Origin of the sequence: Cupriavidus sp. P-10, from assembly GCF_003402535.2 — a bacterium.
GTDB lineage: Bacteria > Pseudomonadota > Gammaproteobacteria > Burkholderiales > Burkholderiaceae > Cupriavidus.
Genome location: NZ_AP025171.1, coordinates 200,911 through 220,733 on the forward strand (window position 1 = coordinate 200,911; position 19,823 = coordinate 220,733).

18 protein-coding genes are annotated in these 19,823 nt (G+C 68.4%); 11 read left to right on the forward strand and 7 right to left on the reverse strand.

What is annotated here, in order from left to right; translation table 11 throughout:
- The 6 genes from pcaF to CTP10_RS18075 all read left to right on the forward strand — a co-directional run bounded on the left by pcaF (position 1) and on the right by CTP10_RS18075 (position 6,402).
- A complete protein-coding gene (pcaF, locus tag CTP10_RS18050) occupies positions 1-1,203 on the forward strand; it encodes a 3-oxoadipyl-CoA thiolase (protein ID WP_116318911.1) in 1,203 nt (400 codons plus the stop codon).
- 76 nt (positions 1,204-1,279) lie between these two features.
- Positions 1,280-2,011, forward strand: coding sequence for an SDR family NAD(P)-dependent oxidoreductase (locus CTP10_RS18055; RefSeq protein ID WP_116318910.1), 732 nt, complete (start codon positions 1,280-1,282; stop codon positions 2,009-2,011).
- A 197-nt stretch (positions 2,012-2,208) separates the two neighbouring features.
- A complete protein-coding gene (locus tag CTP10_RS18060; RefSeq protein ID WP_116318909.1) occupies positions 2,209-3,216 on the forward strand; it encodes a Bug family tripartite tricarboxylate transporter substrate binding protein in 1,008 nt (335 codons plus the stop codon).
- Positions 3,217-3,655: 439 nt separating this feature from the next.
- A complete protein-coding gene (locus tag CTP10_RS18065) occupies positions 3,656-5,014 on the forward strand; it encodes an MmgE/PrpD family protein (protein WP_116318908.1) in 1,359 nt (452 codons plus the stop codon).
- 73 nt (positions 5,015-5,087) lie between these two features.
- Positions 5,088-6,050 (forward strand): Bug family tripartite tricarboxylate transporter substrate binding protein, encoded by a 963-nt coding sequence (locus tag CTP10_RS18070; protein WP_116318907.1) that lies wholly within the window; start codon positions 5,088-5,090, stop codon positions 6,048-6,050.
- Between the two features lie 79 nt (positions 6,051-6,129).
- Complete coding sequence (locus tag CTP10_RS18075) at positions 6,130-6,402, forward strand: hypothetical protein (protein WP_233528082.1); 273 nt, start codon at positions 6,130-6,132, stop codon at positions 6,400-6,402.
- On the opposite strand, the gene tcuB is transcribed toward CTP10_RS18075, so the two are convergent.
- The 3 genes from tcuB to CTP10_RS18090 form a co-directional block, all read right to left on the reverse strand.
- Positions 6,327-7,532: a tricarballylate utilization 4Fe-4S protein TcuB gene (tcuB, locus tag CTP10_RS18080; RefSeq protein WP_116318906.1), complete on the reverse strand. Its 1,206-nt coding sequence runs from the start codon at positions 7,530-7,532 to the stop codon at positions 6,327-6,329. The genes CTP10_RS18075 and tcuB overlap by 76 nt on opposite strands.
- Complete coding sequence (gene tcuA, locus CTP10_RS18085) at positions 7,519-8,928, reverse strand: FAD-dependent tricarballylate dehydrogenase TcuA (protein WP_116318963.1); 1,410 nt, start codon at positions 8,926-8,928, stop codon at positions 7,519-7,521. Before tcuA ends, tcuB begins: the two co-directional genes overlap by 14 nt.
- 128 nt (positions 8,929-9,056) lie before the next feature.
- On the reverse strand, positions 9,057-9,983 hold the full coding sequence (locus tag CTP10_RS18090; RefSeq protein ID WP_116318905.1) for a LysR family transcriptional regulator: 927 nt from the start codon (positions 9,981-9,983) through the stop codon (positions 9,057-9,059).
- A gap of 194 nt (positions 9,984-10,177) precedes the next feature.
- On the opposite strand from CTP10_RS18090, the gene CTP10_RS18095 reads away from it, so the two are divergent.
- A complete protein-coding gene (locus CTP10_RS18095; RefSeq protein ID WP_116318904.1) occupies positions 10,178-11,176 on the forward strand; it encodes a tripartite tricarboxylate transporter substrate binding protein in 999 nt (332 codons plus the stop codon).
- 101 nt (positions 11,177-11,277) lie between these two features.
- On the forward strand, positions 11,278-12,456 hold the full coding sequence (locus CTP10_RS18100; protein WP_116318903.1) for an FIST signal transduction protein: 1,179 nt from the start codon (positions 11,278-11,280) through the stop codon (positions 12,454-12,456).
- A gap of 15 nt (positions 12,457-12,471) precedes the next feature.
- Here the strand turns inward: CTP10_RS18100 and CTP10_RS18105 are convergent, their stop codons facing one another.
- Positions 12,472-13,521, reverse strand: a complete 1,050-nt coding sequence (locus CTP10_RS18105) for a phytoene/squalene synthase family protein (protein ID WP_116318902.1) — start codon at positions 13,519-13,521, stop codon at positions 12,472-12,474.
- 117 nt (positions 13,522-13,638) lie between these two features.
- Complete coding sequence (locus CTP10_RS18110; RefSeq protein ID WP_116318901.1) at positions 13,639-14,298, reverse strand: dienelactone hydrolase family protein; 660 nt, start codon at positions 14,296-14,298, stop codon at positions 13,639-13,641.
- Positions 14,299-14,533: 235 nt separating this feature from the next.
- Between CTP10_RS18110 and CTP10_RS18115 the strand changes: the two genes are divergently transcribed.
- Both CTP10_RS18115 and CTP10_RS18120 read left to right on the forward strand, forming a co-directional pair.
- Entirely contained in the window at positions 14,534-15,022 is a 489-nt protein-coding gene (locus CTP10_RS18115; protein WP_116318900.1) for a SixA phosphatase family protein, read from the forward strand.
- A 131-nt stretch (positions 15,023-15,153) separates the two neighbouring features.
- A complete protein-coding gene (locus CTP10_RS18120; RefSeq protein ID WP_116318899.1) occupies positions 15,154-16,080 on the forward strand; it encodes a LysR family transcriptional regulator in 927 nt (308 codons plus the stop codon).
- Here CTP10_RS18120 and CTP10_RS18125 read toward each other — a convergent pair.
- Positions 16,077-17,651 (reverse strand): aldehyde dehydrogenase (NADP(+)), encoded by a 1,575-nt coding sequence (locus CTP10_RS18125; RefSeq protein WP_116318898.1) that lies wholly within the window; start codon positions 17,649-17,651, stop codon positions 16,077-16,079. The two genes, CTP10_RS18120 and CTP10_RS18125, sit on opposite strands and share 4 nt — an antisense overlap.
- 20 nt (positions 17,652-17,671) lie before the next feature.
- The gene (locus CTP10_RS18130; RefSeq protein WP_116318897.1) at positions 17,672-18,616 is read right to left on the reverse strand and encodes a dihydrodipicolinate synthase family protein; all 945 of its coding nucleotides are present in this window, start codon (positions 18,614-18,616) and stop codon (positions 17,672-17,674) included.
- 143 nt (positions 18,617-18,759) lie between these two features.
- Between CTP10_RS18130 and CTP10_RS18135 the strand changes: the two genes are divergently transcribed.
- A complete protein-coding gene (locus tag CTP10_RS18135; protein WP_116318896.1) occupies positions 18,760-19,707 on the forward strand; it encodes a LysR substrate-binding domain-containing protein in 948 nt (315 codons plus the stop codon).
- Positions 19,708-19,823: the final 116 nt, after the last annotated feature.

A 19,823-nucleotide genomic window follows, 5' to 3' on the forward strand; every position in this document is an offset into this window, starting at 1 on the left:
ATGACCGAAGCCTTTATCTGCGACGCCATCCGCACGCCCATCGGCCGCTACGGCGGCAGCCTGTCCGCCGTGCGCGCGGACGACCTTGGCGCGGTGCCGCTGAAGGCGCTGATGGCCCGCAATCCCAATGTGGACTGGAAGGCCATCGACGACGTGATCTACGGCAACGCCAACCAGGCCGGCGAAGACAACCGCAACGTGGCGCGCATGTCGTCGCTGCTGGCGGGCCTGCCGCAGGACGTGCCGGGCGCGACCATCAACCGCCTGTGCGGCTCCGGCATGGATGCCACCGGCACCGCCGCGCGCGCCATCAAGGCGGGCGAAGCGCAACTGATGATCGCCGGCGGCGTGGAAAGCATGAGCCGCGCCCCGTTCGTGATGGGCAAGGCCACCAGCGCCTTCTCGCGCGATGCGCAGATCTTCGACACCACCATCGGCTGGCGCTTTGTCAACCCGGCCATGCGCGCGGCCTACGGCGTGGACTCGATGCCCGAGACCGCCGAGAACGTCGCCACCGACTACAAGATCAGCCGCGAAGACCAGGACCTGATGGCGCTGCGCAGCCAGGAGAAGGCTTCGCGCGCGCAGGCCGACGGCACGCTGGCGCAGGAAATCACCGCGGTCACCATCGCCCAGAAGAAGGGCGACCCGATCGTGGTCGAGCGCGACGAGCACCCGCGCGCCACCAGCATGGAATCGCTGGCCAAGCTGCGCGGCGTGGTCCGCCCTGACGGCACCGTCACCGCCGGCAACGCCTCGGGCGTGAACGACGGCGCCTGCGCGATCCTGCTGGCGAGCGAAGCCGGCATCAAGCAACACGGCCTGACCCCGCGTGCGCGCATCGTCGGCATGGCCACCGCAGGCGTGGCCCCGCGCGTGATGGGCATCGGCCCGGCACCGGCGACGCAGAAGCTGCTCAGGCAACTGGGCATGACGCTGGACCAGATCGACGTGATCGAGCTGAACGAAGCATTCGCCGCGCAAGGCCTGGCCGTGCTGCGTGAACTGGGCGTGGCCGACGACGACAAGCGCGTCAACCCGAACGGCGGCGCGATCGCGCTGGGCCACCCGCTGGGCATGAGCGGCGCGCGCCTGGTCACCACCGCGATGTACCAGCTGCACCGCACCGGCGGCCGCTTTGCGCTGTGCACGATGTGCATCGGCGTGGGCCAGGGCATCGCCATGGTGATCGAGCGCGTTTAACAGCAGAACGGCAAGGCGCCCTCTCGCACCAGGCGAGAGGGCGTTTGCCTGCGGTAGTCTTGAAAGTGAGTCAAAGATGTCCCTCCCCGTAGCCACCCTCGTCACCGGCGGCAGTTCCGGCATCGGCCGTGCCATTTGTGAAATGCTGCTGGCCGATGGCGTGAGCCAGGTGGTCAATGTCGACTACGCCGCGCCGGCCTGGTCGCATCCCGGCATGACCTTCTTCCAGGCCGACCTGACCGACGCCGAGGCGACCCGCGCCGTGGCCGAGCAGGTCACGTCGCGCTTCGCCGTCACGCGCCTGGTGAACAATGCCGGCGCCACGCGCCCCGGCACGGCCGACAGCGCCACCGTTGCCGACCTGGACTACGTGAGCGGCCTGCACCTGCAAGCGCCGCTGCTGCTGGTGCAAGCCTGCCTGCCCGCGATGCGCGCCGCAGGCTTCGGCCGCATCGTCAACATGGCCTCGCGCGCGGCGCTGGGCAAGCCCGAGCGCGTGGTGTACTCGGCCACCAAGGCTGGCCTGATCGGCATGACCCGCACGCTCGCGATGGAACTGGGCGGCGACGGCATTACCGTCAACGCCGTGGCCCCGGGCCCGATCGCCACCGAGCTGTTCCGCAAGAGCAATCCGGAAGGCGCGGAGCAGACCAGGCGCATCCTCGCCAGCATTACGGTCAAGCGCATGGGCACCCCGGAGGATGTCGCGCGCGCCGCGCTGTTCTTCCTGTCGCCCGACAACGGCTTCGTCACCGGCCAGGTGATGTACGTATGCGGCGGCACCACGCTGGGCGTTGCGCCGGTTTAAGCGCGCCCCCGGCACTCAAAGATTCGACAAGAAGAGACGTTAACCAAACGTCACGCATGGCGGCCCAGAGCCGGGCCGCCAACCAGGATGCGCGCGAGTGCGCAGCATCCGTTCGGGAACGGCAATCACGCCATTTCAGCACAACGTCCTGCACGGGCCCCAATCTCCGTCGGGACAGCTTTACCGGAGTAATACCGATGAGACACGATTCCCAGACCTCCACCACGCGCCGCCGCCTGCTCGCCGCCGGCGTGGCGCTGGCCACCACCTTTGCCGGCTTCGCTGGCGCCGCGCACGCACAAGGCGGCTACCCGACCAAGCCGATCACGCTGATCGTGCCGTTCTCGGCCGGCGGCACCACCGACATCCTGGCGCGTATCGTCGGCCTGCAGCTGGGCAAGGCGCTCGGCCAGCCGGTGGTGATCGACAACCGTCCGGGCGCGGGCGGCAATATTGGCGCCTCGCTGGCGGCCAAGGCGCCGGGCGACGGCTACACGCTGTTCATGGGCACCATCGGCACGCACGCGATCAACCAGTCGCTGTATTCCAAGCTGCCGTATGACCCGGTCAAGGACTTCGCGCCGATCTCGCGCGTGGCGATGGTGCCGAACCTGGTGGTGGTGAACCCCAAGGTGCCGGTCAACAACGTCAAGGAACTGATCGCCTACGTGAAGGGCAATCCGGACAAGCTGTCGTATGGTTCGTCGGGCAGCGGCTCGTCGATGCACCTGTCGGGTGAGCTGTTCAACTCGATGACCGGCCTGCATATCCAGCACATCCCCTACAAGGGCAGCGCGCCGGCGGTGAACGACCTGCTGGGCAACCAGATCGGTCTGATGTTCGACAACATGCCGTCGTCGTATCCGCACGTGAAGGCGGGCAAGCTGCGCGCAATCGCCGTGACCTCGGCCAAGCGCTCGCCGGCGCTGCCGAACGTGCCGACCGTGGCCGAGTCGGGCGTGCCGGGCTATGAAGCGACTTCCTGGTTCGCGCTGTACGCGACGGGCGGCACGCCGCAGCCCATCGTCGATCGCCTGAACGCTGAAGTGGTCAAGATCCTGGCCATGCCGGAAGTGAAGAAGCAGATGGCTGACCAGGGTGCTGAACCCAATCCGGAAAAGCCGGCGCAGCTGGCCGCATTCATGAAAGCCGAAACCGCCAAGTGGTCCAAGGTCGTGAAGGCCTCGGGCGCTACGGTGGACTGAGCCTGAAGTTTTCGTTGCCTGGATAATCGCCGGTTCCGTCGGGCCGGCCAGATGGCTGATGACCCCACATTCTTCGGAATGTGGGGTTTTGTTTTTTGGTGGCCCAGTGCGAGGCGCCTGGCCTTTCGGCAACGTCGCGCTCCTGCTTCATTTATGTACGTACATATTGCCTACTGAACAGAGCGGCAGCGACGGTGGCGGATGCTGTCGTCCGAAACTGTCTGGGTATGCAGGCAGCCGTTCTTGCAGGGATATTGTCGAAATGCTCCAACCCGGTTCGGGTGGGTGGCTGAGATAAGGCTTGCCACCCCCCCTGGCATTCGCACTATTATGTACGTACATAATCGCCGCCATTACGGCGCAGCCAGGAGTGCAAGGTGCGAAAACTGACTGTAAGGCCACCCATGACCAGGGTGGCAGCGTGAACGCGGGGGGTGCCATGACGCACGCCGTTGCGCCGACCGTGACCGCGCGCGCCGCCAGCTTCGCGGTTGACCGCACGCTGTGCTTTCCGGCCGATGCTCTCGACATCGCCCGGCTTTCCATTTATGACTGCCTGGCCGTGGCGATTGCCGGCACGCGGGAGCCGGTCAGCCAGGCCGTGCGCGGGCTGGTGCGCCAGGAAGGCGGCGCGCCGCAAGCCAGTGCCTTCGGCCTGTCCGAGCGTATCCCCGCCCGCGCCGCGGCGCTGCTCAATGGCGCGGTGGCGCATGCGCTGGACTACGACGACACGCATTTCGATTTCGTCGGCCACCCGAGCGTAGCCGTGCTGCCAGCCGCGCTGGCCGTGGCCGAGCAGCAGCAGGCCGGCGGCAAGGCGCTCCTCGAAGCCTTCCTCATCGGTGTGGAGATCACCTGCCGGGTGGGCGGATGGCTGGGCCGGCCGCACTACAACGCCGGTTTCCACCAGACCGCCACCTCGGGCGCGTTTGGCGCCACCGCTGCCAGCGCCCGCCTGCTCGGCCTCGACGCCGGACAGGCCACCCACGCGCTGGGCCTGGCGGCCACGCGGGCATCCGGCCTGAAGTGCCAGTTCGGCACGATGGCCAAGCCATTTCACGCGGGCATGGCCGCCTCCACCGGCGTGGAAGCGGCCGCGCTCGCCGCGCTGGGCTTCATTGCGCGCCCGGATGCCATCGAATGCCCGGGCGGGTTTGCGGCCACCCATGGCGCGGCGCAAGGCTGTGCGGACGAACCGTTCGCCGGCCTGTCCGAAGCCTTCCGCTTTGTCGACGTCCAGCACAAGTTCCACGCCTGTTGCCACGGTACGCACCCGGCATTGGAAGCCCTGAAGACCCTGCGCACGCGGCACGGGCTGCAGCCCGGCGACATTGCCGGTGTTTCGCTCGACATCGCGCCGCAGTGGCTGCCGGTCTGCTGCATCCCGCAGCCGGCGACTGCACTGGAAGCCAAGTTCAGTCTTTCGCTGACGGCTGCCATGGTGCTGGCCGGTGTGGACACGGCCGCGCTGGCGTCGTTCTCCGACGCCGCCTGCCGCGATGCCAGCCTGGCGGAACTCGCCCGACGCGTCGAGATCTGCCCGGATCCGGCTGTCGCGGATACCGCTTGCCGCGCCACCGTGCTCACCCGCTCGGGCGTCTCGCTGGCCTGCCAGGTCGAGCTGGCCGACCCGATGACGTATGAAACCCGGGCTACCCGCCTGCGCGGCAAGGTCGCGGCCTTGCTGGGCACGCAGCCGGCGCAGGCCTTGTGGGACTTTGTTGAGACCCTTGACGCGCTGCAGGCACCGGACCTGTATCCACGCCTGCACGCCTGGATGGCCGGCGAGGCCGCCTGAGCAGGCCAGTCTGGCCCGGGCAAAACCCATTCAAGACGCTGCCATGGATGCAGCGCAAATCAAGGAGACAGGCATGAAAAAATGGATCGTCGCCGCCGTGCTGGGCGGACTGGCCGGGCTCGCCGGTGCGTCGGACAACTACCCCTCGCGGCCCATCAGGCTGATCGTGGGCTATGCGGCCGGCGGTCCGGTCGACAGCGCGGCGCGGGTCTATGCCCGGCACCTGGGCAACGCGCTGGGGCAGCCGGTCGTGATCGACAACCGCGCGGGCGCCGGCGGTGCCATTGCCGCGACCCAGACTTCCCGGTCAAGCCCGGACGGCTATACGCTCTTCTTCGTCGGCAGCCCGACGCTGACCATGGCCCCGCTGGTCCAGAAGACGGCGACCTACAAGCCGCTCAAGGACTTTACGCTGGTCGGCCTGCTCAACACGTATACCAACGTGCTGCTGGTGCCGAACGAGTCTGCGCTGAAGAGCGTAAATGACCTGGTCAGCTATGCCAGGAGCCATCCCGACGCCATGGCATTCGGTTCGGCGGGCGTGGGCGCATCCAACCACCTCGCCGCGGAACTGCTTGCCCAGCGCGGCGGCGTCCGTTTCCTCCATGTGCCGTACAAGGGCAATTCCCCGGCCGTCACCGACCTGATCGGCGGGAAGATCGGCTTCATGTTCGACGTGACCGGCACCGCGATCGGCTATGTGCAGGGCGGCAAGGTGCGGGCGCTGGCCGTGACTTCCCAGGCGCGCAATGCCGCCTTGCCCGGCGTGCCGACCGTCGCCGAGTCCGGGCTCAAGGGCTTCGACGTGAGCGGCTGGTTCGGCCTGATCGGCCCGCCCGGGCTGCTGCCGGCCGTGGTCGAGCGGCTGGTGGCGGCCAACCGCGAGGTCGGCAACAACGCCGCGTTCCGGCAAAGCCTGGCGCGGGGCGGCTACACGCCCAGCATCAGCGGCCCCGCCCAGTTCACCGAGCGCCTGCGGCAAGACCTGGCGCTGTGGAGCGAGGTCATCACGAAGGCAAAGATCGAGGCGCAATGATCGCCACGCAGGCCTGCCAAACGAGAAGACACAGGCGATCGCGCTCTACTCCGAAGGGATCAACGACGGCGACGGCCTGGTGGCGGCACTGGACGCCGCGCGCCGGGCGCGCAAGCCGGTCGTGATGATGAAGGTAGGGCGCAGCGAGGTGGACGGCGCGGCGGCGCGCTCGCACACTGCCTCGATTGCCGGCGACGATGCGGTGGTTGACGCGGTGCTGGCCGAGCTCGGCGTGGTGCCCGCGCGCGCTGCGGAACGCAGGCCTGCTCACAAGCCTCAATCGCTTCCCACCTGCGGCCCGCCCCCTTGCCGTTTCTCGATCGCAGACTTGAGCAGTGCCGCACTTCGATAAATCCCGTGCGCAAACTTCCCGTACGGCAGCGTCGCAAACAATGCCATCACCACACCAAGGTGCACCGCCAGCAGCAACGGCATCGCCAACGTGTCGCGCAATGCCAGCAACCCGAGCCCGGTGGCACTGGTCAGCAACAGCAGCGCGATGAAACCCCGATCCATCGGCCGTTGCCGCACATCTCCCTGCATCGGATGTCGCCGGAGATTCAGCCATAGCAAGCCAGCAGGCCCGATCAGCAGCCCGACCCCGCCAGCGACACCCAGCAGCACCGGCAGGCTCGCAACCGGATACGGCGCATGCCAGCCCAGCAGGTAGTGGTACGCCGTAGCCACCGCCGTCGAGGCAAAGCACAGCATGAAGCCGTAGAACGTGAAATGGTGGAAACGCCGACGTGCCAGCGTAAAGCCATCGCTGGTCTCGTTGCATCCGTCGCCATGCCCACCATCCAGGTAGGTCAGCGCCAGCACGTTCTTCGCGGCCTCGACCACCGCAGGCGCTGACGCCGTGCCGGCCGACACGTCGCGCCAGAACCGCCGCACGCCAACCCCAAGCGCAAGCACCGAAAACCCGAACACCGCACCAAACATCGCAGCCAGCGTGTTGTGCGGGAACACTGCGTAGAAGTTGCCGCCGGCATGCCGCTGCCACAGGGCACCACCCATCATCACCGCCAGCACCAGGAACAATGCCAGCCCCAAGGCAAGCGCAACCGACACCGTCAGGCCGTTGCGCTTGTAGAGCTTGCCCAGCGGCGCCGGCCACGCATATTCACTGTACGTCTCCAGCCGCACCTTCGCCATCGCCTGTGGCACATTGACGCCGAAATCATGCGGCGGCGCGTACTGGCAGGCGTGATAGCACGCCCCGCAGTTGTGGCACAGGTTCGCCAGGTAGTTGACGTCGGCCTTGCCGAACTCCAGCCGCCGCGTCATCGCGGGGAACACCGCGCAGAAGCCTTCGCAGTAGCGGCAGGCATTGCAGATCTGCATCTGCCGCGCGACTTCGGCTTCGTTGTCGGTCAGCGGCAGAATGCGAATCACGCGACCGGCGCCAGGCGTGGCAATCGTGCCTGCATCCTCGCCGGCCAGTTGCGCGGCCTCGCGCGCCAGGGCTTCAAGCTTCTGCATGAACCGCTCCCGTCTTGATGCCAGCCGCTCGCGCGGCTTGCGTGCCAGCGATACGTCCGAACGCCGTGCCGATCGACATGCCGACCCCGGCCGTATATCCCTTGCCGAGCACGTTGCCCGCCATCATTTCCCCTGCCACGAACAGATTCCCGCTCGGCCTGCCGCCGAAATGCACCTGGGCCCGGTCGTTGACCTTGAGCCCCAGGTAAGTGAAGGTGATGCCCGGCCGCAGCGCGTAGCCGTAGAAAGGCGCCTGGTCCAGCGGCCGTGCCCAGTGCGTCTTGGCCGGTACCAAGCCCTCGGTATGGCAATCGTCCAGCGCGGTATGGTCGAAGGTGCCGACGCGGCACGCCGCGTTGTGGTCCTGCACGGTGCGAACGAACTGCGCTTCCGGCAGCCCGAGCTTGCGCGCGAGTTCAGGCAGCGTGTCGGCCTTCTCGCCGGGGAACACCGGCGGCATGAAGCGGCCGATGGCCTGGCTGTCGATGATCGAGTAGCCGATCTGCCCGGGCTGCTGCGCCACCAGACGGCCCCAGATCGCATAGCGCTTGGGCCAGAAGTCCTCGCCCTCGTCATAGAAGCGCTCGGCGTCGCGGTTGACGACAATACCCAGCGACACGCAGTCGATGCGCGTGCAGATGCCGCCGTCATAGAGCGGTGCGCGCGCATCGATGGCGACACAGTGCGACTGCGACGGATCGCCGATGGCATCGGCACCGGCTTCGATCATGTGGCGCAGCAGCACGCCCTGGTTGAAGCGGGTGCCGCGGATCAGGAAGTTGTCGGCGGGCCATTCGCCGCGTTCGTTCTGGCCCCAGGCCTCGCGCAGCCATTCGCGGTTGGACTCGAAGCCGCCCGCGGCCAGCACGCAGGTGCGCGCGGTGAAGCGCTGGCTGCCGCTGCGTGCGGCGACGAAGCGGTCGCCATCCATCTCGATCGCGTCGACCGGGGTTTCATAGCGGACCTGCACGCCCATCGCTTCGGCGCTGCGGTAATACGCATTGACCAGCGCCTTGCCGCCGCCCATGAAGAAGGCGTTGGTGCGGGCCACATGCAGCGCCCCCGACAGCGGCGGCTGGAAGCGCACGCCATGCCTGCGCATCCACGGCCGGCAGCCGGACGAGGCGCGGATTACCAGCCGCGCCAGGTGCTCGTCGGTGATGCCGCCGGTGACCCTGAGCAGGTCCTGCCAGTACTCTTCTTCGGGATAGGCATCGACCAGCACGTCTTGCGGCGCGTCGTGCATGCAGCGCAGGTTGCGGGTGTGCTGGGAATTGCCGCCACGCCAGGCGCGCGGCGCGGATTCGAGCAGCAGCACCGAGGCCCCGGCTTCGCGCGCCATCAGCGCCGCGCACAGGGCCGCGTTGCCGCCGCCGATTACCAATACATCGACCAATTCGTCTGCCATCGGATTGCCTCCTTGCTGGCGCCATCTTGGCCGGCAAGGCGACAAGCCGCCATCAGGGCCGCGGCAAGGGGGCTTCAGCTTTCGTGAAGCCCTGGCGGGGACAACTCCCAGAGGCGTCAGCGCGGCCGCAGCGTGGCGCCCGGCCAGCGCCCTTCGCGCACCAGCGTGGCGGCCACGTCGGCCAGCACCACGCGCGCGGCCAGTCCCGCGGGCGACAGTTCGTCGTCGGACAGGCTGACCAGCAGGTTGGGGCGGGTCGCGCCGGTGTCGGTGAGCAGCACGCTGCGGTAGGGCATGCCCTGGCTGCGCGCCAGCGCCGCGCCGGGCTGGATGGTGGCGCCCAGGCCACCCTGCACGGCATCCATCAGGATGGCCAGGCCGTCGATCTCGGCCACCACCTGCGGCTCGCGCCTGGCCTGCCGGAAGCAGGCGGCGACCAGCGCGCGCAATCCGTGCGAGCCACTGGGCAGGATCAGCGGCAGCTTGCCCAGCGCCGCCACCGAGGTGCTTTCGCCGCGCGGCATGCCGGCCAGGCCCTCGGCGCCGATCACGAACAGGCGCTCGTCGAGCAGCGGCAGCACGCTCCAGCGCTGCGCCGGCTCCTCGCTGAACAGCACCGCGAGGTCGATCTGGCGCGCGCTCAGCATGGCGCCAAGGTAGCCGGACAGGCTTTCCACCATGCGCAGCCGCACGTCGGGGTAGCGCTCGCGCATGGCCTGCATGAAGGGCAGCGCGAGCACGCCGGCGGTGCTGGGCGGCAGCCCGACGCTGACGTGGCCCGACAAGCGCGCCTGGCGTGCGGCCAGCGCGGCGTCGTCGATATGGCGCAGCGCCAGCTGGGCCTGGCGCCAGAAGGCCAGCCCGGCATCGGTGGCGACCACGCCGGTGGAGGTGCGCTGCAGCAGCCGCGTCGACAGTTCGCTTTCCAGCCGGCTGATCTGCTGGCTCAGCGCGGAGGTGACCACGCCCAGCTCCAGCGCCGCCTTGCCCATGCTGCCATGCTCGATCACGCTGACGAAGTAGCGCAGTTGCCTCAGTTCCATGTCGCGTCCCCGCTGCCGCAATTTGCCGGCATGGTAGCGGAAATCCCGTCGCGGTTCACGAATCCTGAAGACCCCTTAACGTCCGCCCGATGGCGCGCGCCGCGGCGGCTGCGTAGAGTCGCACCACCAGAAGCGGGCGCCTGCCCGCCGTCCGATAACAACATGACAACATGACTTCCCGCAAAGGAGACTGCATGCCTTCCGTTTCGCGCATCCGCCGCGGCGTGCTTGCCGCGCTGGCCGCCGCCGCCGTGCTGGGCAATCCCGCCGCCATCACCGCCGCATTCGCTGCCGACCCCTGGCCGACCAAGCCGATCACGCTGGTGGTGCCCTTCGCCAGCGGCGGCACCACCGACATCCTCGCGCGCACCGTCGGCCAGAAGCTGGGCGAGGCGCTGCAGCAGCCGGTGGTGATCGACAACCGCCCCGGCGCCGGCGGCACCATCGGCGCGGCCAACGTCGCGCGCGCGCAGCCCGACGGCTATACCTTCTTGCTCGCCACCGTGGCGCACACCATGGCGCCGGCCATCTACAAGAGCCTGCCGTACGAGTTCACGCGCGACCTCGACCCGGTGGGGCTGGTGGCGCTGACGCCCAACGTGCTGGTGGTCAATCCCGCCATCCCGGCGCGGTCGGTGCCGGAGCTGATCGCCTATATCAAGGCGCATCCCGGCAAGGTCAACTACGGCTCGGCCGGCATCGGCAGCACCGAGCACATGTCCGGCGAGCTGTTCCGCTCGCTCACCGGGACCGATATCGCGCACGTACCGTACAAGGGCGGCGCGCCGATGATGACCGACCTGATCGCGGGCCAGATCCAGATGGCGATCGAGACCAGCCCGTCGGCGTCGCAGCACGTGCGCAGCGGCAAGGTCAAGGCGCTGGCCGTCACCACCGCGAAGCGCTCCGGCGCCTATCCGGGCGTGCCGACGCTGGCCGAGAGCGGCGTGAAAGGCTATGAAGTCACGACGTGGTTCGCGCTGATGGCGCCACGCGGCACGCCGGCGGGGATCGAGCAGCGTGTGTCGGCCGAACTCGGCAAGCTGCTGAAGGCCCCCGACGTGCAGAAGCGCTTTGAAGAGCAGGGCGTGACCGCCGGCGACATGGCGCCGCCCCAGCTCGCCGCGTTTATCCGCGCCGAAACCGACAAGTGGGTCAAGGTCGCGCGCGAATCGGGGGCGAAGGCGGAATAAGCGAGGGCCGCGCGCATTCACCTACATCAACGCCGGACCTGAACACCTGCTGCCTGCCGGAGTCCAATGGTATGTCGCCAGCCTGGACCCGGAGGCAAGCCATGCATGACCTGACCTTTGTTCACGCTGACGCCGCGCATACCGAGTGGCAGGTCGCGCTGGCCGACTGCCAGCGCCAGCTCGACACGCAGGACCTGCTGCGCCAGGCGCGGCTGGATCATGCGCCGCCGCTGACGCTCGGCTGGTGCTACCTGAGCGACTACTACGCGCTGGCCGCGGAGGCCATCCTTGCCGCGTTGCAACAGAACTGGCCCGGGGTGTCGTGGATCGGCACGGTCGGGCTGGGCGTGTCGGCGAGCGGCGTGGAGTACTTCGACCAGCCGGCGATGGTGCTGCTGGCGGCGCCGTTCCCGCGCGGCAGCTTCCAGCTGTTCTCCGGGCGCCAGCCCTTGCCGGCCGCGTCTTCCGGCTTCGTCCCGCATACCGCGCTGGTGCATGCCGAGGGCAGCACGCCGGACGTGCAGGAGCTGCTGCACGAGCTGAGCGCCCGCACCGCCACCGGCTACCTGTTCGGCGGGCTGAGCTCGGCACGCAACCGTACCCTGCATATTGCCGACGGCGTGTATTCCGGCGGGCTGTCGGGCGTGCTGTTTGGCCCGGAAGTCGAACTTGTCTCCCGCGTCACGCAGGGCTGCCAGCCGATCGGGCCGGCACGCGCGGTGACGCGCAGCGAACACAACCTGCTGTTCGCGCTGGACGGCAAGCCGGCGCTGGATTGCGTGCTGCAGGACCTGGGCGTCGAGCGCGATGCGCCGGTCGAAGCCATGGCGGCAGCGTTGTCGGGAACGCTCGCCGGCTTGAACGCTTCCACCGACGATGCACCGGTGCAGCCGGGCAGGTTCGGCTCGGATACGCTGGTGCGCCACCTGATCGGACTGGATGTGCAGCATCGCGTGCTCGCGCTTGCCGACCAGGTCGAGCCTGGCATGCGGCTCGCGTTCTGCATGCGCAACGCCGCCGCGGCGCGTGCGGACCTGGAACGCATCGCCACGGAAGTCCGCGCGGATATTGAACAAAGCGGCGGCCACGCGCGTGGCGCGCTCTATATCAGCTGCTCAGGCCGGGGCGGGCCGCATTTCGGCGCACCGCATGCCGAGCTGCAGACCGTGCGCGGCGTGCTGGGTGACCTGCCGCTGGCCGGTTTCTTTGCCGGCGGCGAGATCGCGCGGGATCACCTCTATGGCTATACGGGAGTGCTGACGGTCTTCACCAGTCATTGAACGGCACGGCGCACTTCAGCGAATGACGGCTTCGATGCTGCGCACCTGGCGCGTGAACCAGCTGCGCAGCAGGCCGTTCGACCAGACCATCGGCAGCGAAGACGCCACCATGCGGTAGACCTCGCGGCGCGGCATCTTCGAGGCCCTGGCCGGGTCCAGCCAGTGCGCGTTGCGCACCAGCAGCAGCAAGGTCTCCATGCCGATCAGGATTGGCCACAGGCAGGCCAGCCGCAGCCGCACGAAACGCCGGGGGATGGCCAGCGTGTAGGCCATCGCCTCGTGGAAATGCGCCAGCGTCATGCCGGCGAGCGACCGCATCAGGGCATGCGCGCGCACCGAGGCGTCCGGCAGCAGCAAGTCCTGCGGACCCAGCCCGTGCTGCACCAGCAGCGACGCCGGCAGGTAACAGCGGCCGATGCGCAGGTCCTTGCCGCAGTCGCGCAGCACATTGGTCATCTGCAACGCCTTGCCGAAGCGAACCCCACTGCGCAGCATGGCGCCGAGGTCGCCATTGATCGCACCCGGCACGTGCGCCGCGGTCATGTGGGTCCAGAATTCGCCGACGCATCCGGCGACCATGTAGGTGTAGTGGTCCAGCGCCGCCAGGTCGGGCAGCGCCACGATGCGGCCGGCGCGCTCGTCGGGGAACGTGCGCAGGTCGAACTCCATGCCTTCGCTGAGGGTGGAAAGGATCTGCCTGACCGCTTGCCGGTCGGCTGGCTCCAGTCGCGTCAGCACCGCCAGCGCCGGATCGAGCGACTCCAGCAGGATCCGCTCATCGGATTGCTCCTGGTGGCGAGCCATCTCCGCCGCAATGCTGAGGGCTGGCGCCGCGCCAACCGTGTTGCCGTTGACCTGGTCACGCAAGGACAGCAGCAATGCCAGCCGCCTTTCCGGCGCAACCAGCGCCGTGTCCGCAATCGTGTCGGCGGCGCGCGCCAGCAGGTAGGCCAGCCCTACCGGGTCGCGCATCCGCGCGGGCAGCACGCGCAGCGTGAGATAGAACGAACGCGAGACGCCCTTGAGCAGCGGACCGAGGAGGAACGCCCGGCTGGGTTCGCGCATGAGTGGTGTCTGTTCCCTGAGAGGTTTGCGGAATGGCACGGCCCGCCTGGGCCTCAGGCCGGGCCCGGGGATTGTACCTTCGGCGCGAGGGGCAGATCCTGGATCCGCAGATCCTGGTCAGGGCGAGGCCTTGCCCAGATAGCGCTCGAACCACTGCGCCGCCAGGCGCGCGACCGATTCCAGTGCGCCGGGCTCCTCGAACAAATGGGAGGCGCCGGGCACGATCACCAGCTTCTTCTGGCACTTGAGCTGGGCAAAGGCGAGCCCATTCCGTTCAATGACGCTCACATCCAGCCCGCCGACGATCAGCATGGTGGGCGCAAGCAGTCTGGCCAGGGCGTCGGCGCCCGCCAGGTCGACCCTGCCGCCTCGTGAGACGATGGCGTGTATCGGGATCGGCGACTGGCTCGCGGCACGGATCGACGCGGCGGCACCAATGCTGGCGCCGAAGTAGCCCAACCGCGGTGGCACGCCTTGCTGCCGCGTTACCCAGTCGGTCGCCTGTGCCAGCCGCATGGCCAGTAGCCCGACGTCGAAGCGGATCGCCTGCACCTGGTCTTCCTCGGGCATGAGCAGGTCCATCAACAGCGTTCCCATGCCGCAGCGGTTGAGTTCCGCGGCCACATACTGGTTGCGCGGGCTATGCCGGGAACTGCCGGTGCCGTGCGCAAACAATACCAGGGCGCCAGCGCCTGGCGGCAAGGTGAGTATGCCTTGCAACGCCACGCTACCCGCGGGGATCACAACCTCGATGGCATCTGCACTGCTGCTGCGCATGACCGCCCTCCGGAAGATGGTGCTGAATGATGGTGCTTCGGCGCTGCCCGCGTTGCAATCGGCCCCTTCGCAGTCCACTATAGGGCGAGCGTAGCGGCGAGGCCAGCCGCCGTGCGCTGGTCCGCTGACGCGCGGAATCGACCGGCAATCCACCAATAATCCACCAATAATCCACCAATAATCCACCAATAATCCACCAACCATCGACCAGCATCCCGATGCATCAGGAGGGGCCATGAAGACCCTGTTTCTCGTCCGCCACGCCAAGTCAAGCCGCGATGACCCCTCCTTGCCTGACCGCGAGCGCCCGCTGGACGATCGCGGCCTGCGCGACGCCCCGGAAATGGGCAAGCGCCTGGCCGAGCGCAAGGTAAAGCCAGACCTGCTCGTGTCGAGTCCGGCCGTGCGCGCGTTGACCACGGCGCACCTGATCGCCGACGAACTCGGCTATGCCCGCAAGGACATCGTGATCGATGACCGGCTGTACGCCAGCAGTGCGGATGATCTGCTGGCCGTCGTCCGTGCGCTCGACAAGAAGCTTGGCAGCGTGATGCTGTTCGGTCACAACCCCGAGTTCACTGACTTCGCGCAGCGCCTGTCGGGCGAGATCACCGACATGCCGACCTGCGCCGTCGCCAAGTTCCGCTTCGACACGAAGGCGTGGGCGGATATCGGGGAAATCTCCCCGTCGAAAGTCTCGCTGGATTCGCCCAGGAAGTCGTAGCCGAATGCGGGGCGTGGGCATTGCAGCGATATCTCCGGCTTGACCATCCGGGGCGAAGCGATAAGAATTTGTGATCGCAGGCGAAAGCCCGCCTTCATGCATTTCTGTCCCTTCGTCCCATCGCCCGCCCCATGATCCCACCCGTCAGCACCCTTCACGGCCGCCTCAAGATGCAGCACCTGCGCCTGCTGCTGGCGGTGGAGGAGCGAGGCTCGCTGCGCCAGGCGGCCGAGTCGCTGACGCTCACCCAGCCAGCCGTCAGCAAGATGCTGCAGGACATGGAGGACCTGCTGGGCGTGCCGCTGTTCGAGCGCCATGCGCGCGGGCTGCGTGCCACGCGCTTCGGGATGGCGGCCACGCGCTATGCCCGGCTGGTGTTTGCCGACATGGATGGCTTGCGCGATGAGCTGGTGGCGCTGGAGTCGGGCAAGATCGGGCGCGTGCGTGTCGGCGCGGTGATGGCGCCTACGCCGGGCCTGCTGGCCGGGGTGATCCGGCGGCTGAACCGCGACCATCCGCGGCTGGAGGTGGCGGTGCAGGTGGAGACCAGCGACCTGCTGGTGCCGCTGCTGGAGCGCGACCAGCTCGATATCGTGCTGGGCCGCGTGCCCGATGGCTGGGACAGCAGCGGCCTCGAGTTCGAGCAGCTTGGCGACGAGGGCCTGGCGATCGTGGTCGGGCCGCAGCATGCCCTGGCGCGGCGGCGCAAGCTGTCGTTCGAGGAGCTGACCCGCTACCCGTGGATCATGCAGCCACGGCCGAGCCCGATGCGCGCGCTGATCGACCGCTCGTTCGAGGATGCCGGCGTGCCGGCGCCGCCGTCGACCATCGAGACCGCCGCGGTGCTGATGACCACGTCGTTGCTGGCCGACAGCGAGCTGGTCGCGGTGCTGCCGGAGTCGGTGGCGGCGTATTACGGCCGCCTCGGCGCGCTGGCGGTGCTGCCACTGCCACTGCCGCGGAAACTGGGGCCGTATGGCATCGTCACGCGGCGCGGGCGCCCGCCGACCGCATCGATGAGCCTGCTGATCGATACGCTGCGGGCGCTGTCGCGCTAGCGCTGCAGCTTGCCGTCAAGACGCCACGCGTGGCGCTGCTCGCTGTCGGGGCGCAAGGACGGGGGCAGCAGGTCCGCCGGCATGTCCTGGTAGCTGACCGGCCGCACGAAGCGCGCGATGGCGAGGCTGCCGACCGAGGTCGAGCGGCCATCCGACGTGGCCGGCCAGGGGCCGCCGTGGACCATGGCGTGCCCGACGTCGACGCCGGTGCCGAAACCATTGACCAGGATGCGGCCCGCCAGGCGCTCCAGCGCGGGCAGCAGCGTGCGCGCGGCGTCGTGGTCGGCGGGGTCGATATGCAGGGCCGCGGTAAGCTGTCCTTCCAGCGATTCGACCACGCGCCGCATCTCCGCCGCATCGCGGCAGCGCACCACCAGCGACGACGCGCCGAAGACTTCGTGGCGCAGCGTCTGGTCGGCCAGGAAGGCCTCGGCGCTGGTGCTGAACAACGCCGCTTGCCCTTGCAGCGCACTGCCTGCCTTGCCGCGCGCCACCACCTGTACCTTCGGATGCTGCGCGAACGTGCCCACGCCGTTGCAGTAGGCGCGCAGGATGCCGGAGGTCAGCATGCTCTGCGCGCCGATGTCCGCCAGGCTTGCCGCCGCCGCTTCCAGGAACTGGTCCAGGCCTTCGCTTTCCACCGCCAGCACGAGTCCGGGGTTGGTGCAGAACTGTCCGGCGCCCAGTGTCAGCGAACCGGCAAAGGCCGTGCCGATGGCGTGCGCGCGGTTGGCCAGCGCATGCGGGAACAGCAGCACCGGATTGATGCTGCTCATCTCCGCATAGACGGGAATCGGTTCCGGGCGCGCCGCGGCGATCGCCATCAGCGCCTGGCCGCCGGCGCGCGAGCCGGTGAAGCCGACCGCCCTGATGCGCCGGTCCGCCACCAGCCCCTGGCCGATTTCCAGCCCGGTATCGAAGAGCAGGGAGAAGGTGCCTTCGGGCAGGTCCAGGTCCGCCACCGCTTTCTGGATGGCGCGGCCGACCAGTTCGGAGGTGCCGAGGTGCGCGGGATGCGCCTTGACGATGACGGGGCAGCCGGCGGCCAGTGCGGACGCGGTATCGCCGCCCGCCACCGAGAACGCCAGCGGGAAGTTGCTGGCGCCGAACACCGCGACCGGGCCCAGCGGGATATGGCGCAGGCGCAGGTCGGGGCGCGGCAGGGGCTGGCGTTCGGGCTGGGCCGGGTCGACGCGCAGCTCCAGGAAATCCCCCTGGCGCAGCATGCCGGCGAACAGCCGCAACTGGCCCACGGTGCGCCCGCGTTCGCCCTCGATGCGGGCGCGTGGCAGGCCCGATTCGCTGACGCAGCGCTCGACGAGCGCATCGCCCAGCGCCAGGATGTTGCCGGCGATGGCTTCGAGGAAGTCGGCGCGCCGCGCGGGCGCGATCTCGCGATAGGTGTCGAAGGCCTGCCATGCCAGTTCGCAGGCTTCGTCGAGCTGTGCCGGCGTGGCGCCGCCGAAGGCGGGTTCGAGGGTGGCGCCGGTGGCGGCGTCGATGGCGTGCAGGGTGCCGTGGGTGCCGCGTACCGCGCGGCGGCCGATCAGGAGTTCGCCTGAGAGCGTCATGTCTTGTCCTTCCTTGAGGTTCAACGGGCCCAGCGCAACACCAGCGGATCCAGCCGCCGCGCAATCTTCATCAACCCCTCGCGCGTGGCCGGATGCATCGGCTGGAGCGGATGGCGCACGGCGTCCGACGCAATCACCCCACCTTCCTTCATCAACACCTTGCTGGTCGCCAGCCAACCCTGCCGGTTCTCGTAGTTGATCAGCGGCAGCCACTGCTGGTAGCGCTGCGCCGCCAGCTCGGCGTCGCCAGCCTGCCATGCGTCCAGGATCTGGCGGATGCCGTCCGGGAAGCCCGCGCCGGTCATCGCGCCGGTGGCGCCCGCTTCCAGGTCGGCCATCAGCGTGATGGCTTCTTCGCCGTCCCACGGGCCGACGATGGCGTCGCCGCCCAGTTCGATCAGTTCGCGCAGCTTGGCCGCGGACTGCGGCACTTCGATCTTGAAGTACGAGACATTGGCCAGCTCGCGTGCCATGCGGGCGAGGAAGGGCGCGGACAGCGTGGTGCCGCTTACTGGCGCATCCTGGATCATGATCGGGATATCGATGGCACCGGAGACCGTGGCGAAGAAGTCGTAGATGCCGCGCTCGGGCACGCGGATGGTGGCGCCGTGGTAGGGCGGCATCACCATCACCATGGCGGCGCCGGCGTCCTGCGCGGCGCGGCTGCGCTCGGCGCAGATGCGCGAGCTGAAATGCGTGGTGGTGACGATCACCGGCACGCGCCCGTCCACGTGCTCCAGCACGGTCTTCATCAGCACGTTGCGCTCGTCGTCGGTCAGCACGAACTGCTCGGAGAAGTTCGCCAGGATGCAGATGCCGTCCGAACCGGCGTCAATCATGAAGTCGATGCAGCGGCGCTGGCCGTCGAGGTCGAGGCCGCCTTGCTCGTCGAAGATGGTCGGCGCTACCGGGAAAACGCCTTGGTAGACGGCGCCGCGATAGACGGGCGGCTGGGATCGGGTCATGGTCTCCTCCTTGCGGCTGGCACGCGGCCGGCGCGGGTTCTGGGCAGTCAATCGGGTCGGGCCAATATACGAGCGGGGCAGCGGCGCTGTATATTGAAACCTTTCCATCTGGTGATCGCTTTTGCGACTCATCTGGTCCCAACATGAAATCCACCCTGGACACCCTCACCGGCCGCCTGCGCATGAAGCAGCTGCAGCTGCTGATCGCCCTGGACGAGCACCAGTCGCTGCACCAGGCCGCCGCCGCGATGGCGATGACCCAGTCGGCCGCCAGCAAGTCGCTGCAGGAACTGGAAGGCATGCTGGAAGCGCCGCTGTTCGAGCGCTCCAGACGCGGCATGCGCCCCAACGCCTTCGGCCATTGCGTGATCCGCCATGCCCGGCAACTGGTGGCGGACCTGGGCGCGATGTGCGAGGAAGTGGCCGGCATCCGCGCCGGCAGTGGCGGGCGCGTCGCGGTCGGCGTGATCATGGGCGCGGTGCCGGATGTGCTGGTGCCGGCGCTTGAGCAGCTGCGGCAGGCGCATCCGGACCTGGCGCTCGAGATCATCGAGGACACCAGCCTGCGCCTGCTCGGTCAACTCGACGACGGGCATCTGGACCTGGTGCTTGGCCGCGCGCTGGTCAGCGACCAACCCGGCAAGTACCACTACCACCCGCTTGGCGACGAACAGGTGTCCGTGGTGGTTGGCCACGCTCACCCCGCGCCCCGCGCGCGCGCCATGGGCCTTGCCGACCTTGCCGGTTATCGCTGGATCACATACGCGGGGCACATGCCGATGCATGCGCTGCTGCAGCGCGAGCTGGACCATGCCGGCGTCAGCTTTCCCGCCAATGCGATTTCCACGTCGTCGGCGCTGATTACCGTGGCGATGCTGCAGCGCGATCCCGGGCTGGTGTCGCTGCTGCCGGCCAGTGTGGCCGAGTTGTTCGTCCGCCAGAAAATGCTGCGCATCCTGCCCGTGCCGCTGCAATCGCGGCAGGAAACCTTTGGCATCGTCACGCGGCGCGGCGGCGCCTTGTCAGCCTCGGCGCGGCAGCTTGTGGCGATCCTGAAGGCCCGGGCCGGGAAGCCGGCGGGGGAGGCATGATCGAGGCATGATCGAGGTATAAGCGAGGTATAAGCGAGGTATAAGCGAGGTATAACCCCAGGTAATCGCCAGTTCAAAAAACGTCAGTAGTAGTGAATCGCTGATGCCCATATAGT

Bases quoted from the DNA above. Each gene is read 5' to 3' on its own strand.
- CTP10_RS18135 (WP_116318896.1), top strand. From the start codon at position 18,760: ATGAAATCCACCCTGGACACCCTCACCGGCCGCCTGCGCATGAAGCAG.
- CTP10_RS18055 (WP_116318910.1), top strand. From the start codon at position 1,280: ATGTCCCTCCCCGTAGCCACCCTCGTCACCGGCGGCAGTTCCGGCATC.
- pcaF (WP_116318911.1), top strand. From the start codon at position 1: ATGACCGAAGCCTTTATCTGCGACGCCATCCGCACGCCCATCGGCCGC.
- CTP10_RS18090 (WP_116318905.1), bottom strand. From the start codon at position 9,983: ATGGAACTGAGGCAACTGCGCTACTTCGTCAGCGTGATCGAGCATGGC.
- CTP10_RS18105 (WP_116318902.1), bottom strand. From the start codon at position 13,521: ATGCGCGAACCCAGCCGGGCGTTCCTCCTCGGTCCGCTGCTCAAGGGC.
- CTP10_RS18065 (WP_116318908.1), top strand. From the start codon at position 3,656: ATGACGCACGCCGTTGCGCCGACCGTGACCGCGCGCGCCGCCAGCTTC.
- CTP10_RS18060 (WP_116318909.1), top strand. From the start codon at position 2,209: ATGAGACACGATTCCCAGACCTCCACCACGCGCCGCCGCCTGCTCGCC.
- CTP10_RS18125 (WP_116318898.1), bottom strand. From the start codon at position 17,651: ATGACGCTCTCAGGCGAACTCCTGATCGGCCGCCGCGCGGTACGCGGC.
- CTP10_RS18130 (WP_116318897.1), bottom strand. From the start codon at position 18,616: ATGACCCGATCCCAGCCGCCCGTCTATCGCGGCGCCGTCTACCAAGGC.
- CTP10_RS18120 (WP_116318899.1), top strand. From the start codon at position 15,154: ATGATCCCACCCGTCAGCACCCTTCACGGCCGCCTCAAGATGCAGCAC.
- CTP10_RS18110 (WP_116318901.1), bottom strand. From the start codon at position 14,298: ATGCGCAGCAGCAGTGCAGATGCCATCGAGGTTGTGATCCCCGCGGGT.
- CTP10_RS18115 (WP_116318900.1), top strand. From the start codon at position 14,534: ATGAAGACCCTGTTTCTCGTCCGCCACGCCAAGTCAAGCCGCGATGAC.
- CTP10_RS18095 (WP_116318904.1), top strand. From the start codon at position 10,178: ATGCCTTCCGTTTCGCGCATCCGCCGCGGCGTGCTTGCCGCGCTGGCC.
- CTP10_RS18070 (WP_116318907.1), top strand. From the start codon at position 5,088: ATGAAAAAATGGATCGTCGCCGCCGTGCTGGGCGGACTGGCCGGGCTC.
- tcuB (WP_116318906.1), bottom strand. From the start codon at position 7,532: ATGCAGAAGCTTGAAGCCCTGGCGCGCGAGGCCGCGCAACTGGCCGGC.
- CTP10_RS18100 (WP_116318903.1), top strand. From the start codon at position 11,278: ATGCATGACCTGACCTTTGTTCACGCTGACGCCGCGCATACCGAGTGG.